Source organism: Romboutsia sp. 13368 (genome assembly GCF_018336475.1).
In the GTDB taxonomy this organism is placed as follows: Bacteria; Bacillota; Clostridia; order Peptostreptococcales; family Peptostreptococcaceae; genus Romboutsia.
In genome coordinates this window covers 1427693-1429771 of sequence record NZ_CP048741.1, presented here as the reverse complement: position 1 = coordinate 1429771, position 2079 = coordinate 1427693, and the positions used below count along the sequence as shown (strand labels likewise).

Genomic DNA, 2079 nt, shown 5'->3' with positions numbered 1-2079 from the left:
ATGCTTCAATACCATTATTTGCAATATAAATATTAAATCCTTGTTTAGACAATACAGTATAAAATAATTTACTTAACTTTTGATCATCTTCAACTAATAATATATTAATCATCATAATCCTCCTTTTTAATTTTAATTATATTAGATTATGATAATCAGTCAACAATTATAAATTTTAATATAAAAAGTTCATCTTGAGTTCATCTTTAATTAATCTTTAGTTAATCTTTATTTWATAAAATAKAWKATCATAAGATTTGTATTAGGAGAGGAGTAAATATAATGTTAAAAATCTTAAAATACTTAACAAAGAAAGACTATTTGTTTGTATTTTTCAGTTTAATATTTGTTATAGGACAAGTATATCTTGATTTAAAACTTCCAGATTATATGTCTGAAATAACAAGACTGGTTCAAACACCAAATAGTGAAATGAGTGAAATAGTAACTGCTGGGGGATATATGTTATTATGTGCTCTAGGAAGTTTAGTAGCTTCATTTATAGTTGGATATTTTGCAGCAAGAATAGCAGCAAACTTATCTTGGAGACTTCGTTCTAATGTATATGATAAAATAGAAGGATTCTCAATGGCAGAGATAAATAAATTTTCTACTGCTAGTTTAATAACGCGTTCAACTAATGACGTAACACAAGTTCAAAACTTTATAGCAATGGGACTTCAATTACTTATGAAAGCCCCTTTAACTGCAATTTGGGCTGTAAGTAAAATACTAGGTAAAGGTTTAGAATGGACTATAGCAACAGGTATAGCATTAGGGGCTATAATATTATTAATATCAATTATAATGATATTTGTTGTACCAAGATTTAAAAAAGTTCAAGGTTTAACAGATAAGCTTAACTTAGTAACTAGAGAAAACTTAATGGGTATACGTGTAGTTCGTGCATACAATGCAGAAAAATATCAAAGTGAAAAGTTTGAAAAAGTAAATAATGATGTTACTAAAAATAACTTATTTATAAACAGATCAATGGGTGTAATGATGCCTGGTATGATGTTTGTATTAAATTTATTAAACTTAGCTATATACACAATAGGTGCATATTTAATAAATAATGCAGCATTACAAGATAAAATGACTTTATTTAGTAATATGATAGTATTCTCATCTTATTCAATGCAAGTAATAATGTCATTTATAATGTTAACAATGATATTTATAATGATGCCAAGAGCTTCAGTTTCAGCAAGTCGTATATTAGAAGTTTTAAATACTAAAGAAAGTATAGTTGATGGTCATGGAGAAGTTGAACAYACTACAGATGCTGGTGAAATAGAATTTAAAAATGTTAGCTTCAAATATCCAGATGCAGATGATTCAGAATATGTACTTAGAGATATAAGTTTTAAAGCTAAGGCTGGAGAAACTGTTGCTATAATAGGTTCAACAGGAAGTGGTAAAACATCATTAATAAACTTAATACCAAGATTTTATGATGCTAGTGAAGGTGAAGTTTTAGTTAATGGTATAAATGTAAAAGACTATAAACAAAATGAACTTCGTAATATTTTAGGATATGTTCCTCAAAAGGCAGTTTTATTTACAGGAAGTGTATCTTCTAACGTATCTTATGGAGATAATGGAAAAACTAATTACTCTAAAGAAGATATAAAAAAGGCAATAGAAATAGCTCAAGGTAAAGACTTTGTTGAAAAGATGGAGAATACTTATGATGCAAGTATATCTCAAGGTGGTACAAATGTATCAGGAGGACAAAAGCAGAGATTATCAATTGCAAGAGCAGTATGTAGAAAGCCTGAAATATACATCTTTGATGATTCTTTCTCAGCACTTGATTATAAAACTGATAGAAAATTACGTTCAGTATTAAAGAAAGAAACAAAAGGAGTTACAAACTTAATAGTAGCTCAGAGAATAGGAACTATTATAGATGCAGATAAAATAATAGTTTTAGATAATGGTGAAATGGTTGGAATGGGAACTCATAAGGAACTTATGAAAACTTGTACTGTATATCAAGAAATAGCATATTCTCAGCTTTCAAAGGAGGAGTTAGCTAGTGCGTAAAAATGAAAATCAAAAAGATTCTAAAGG

The 2079-nt window shown here is 27.8% G+C and carries 2 protein-coding genes (1 of these 2 running past the window's edge); one reads left to right on the top strand and one right to left on the bottom strand.

All coding sequences use genetic code 11. From position 1 onward, the window contains the following. A protein-coding gene (locus tag G3997_RS05745; protein ID WP_296644274.1) for a response regulator transcription factor crosses the window boundary here: on the bottom strand, positions 1-112 show its beginning. Its footprint begins 566 nt before the window's first position; the window shows 112 of its 678 coding nt (coding positions 1-112); its start codon is at positions 110-112; its stop codon lies off the left edge, out of view. A gap of 170 nt (positions 113-282) precedes the next feature. Here G3997_RS05745 and G3997_RS05740 point away from each other — a divergent pair, with 170 nt between their 5' ends. Beyond that, positions 283-2052, top strand: coding sequence for an ABC transporter ATP-binding protein (locus G3997_RS05740; protein ID WP_296644272.1), 1770 nt, complete (start codon positions 283-285; stop codon positions 2050-2052). The last annotated feature ends 27 nt before the right edge of the window (positions 2053-2079 follow it).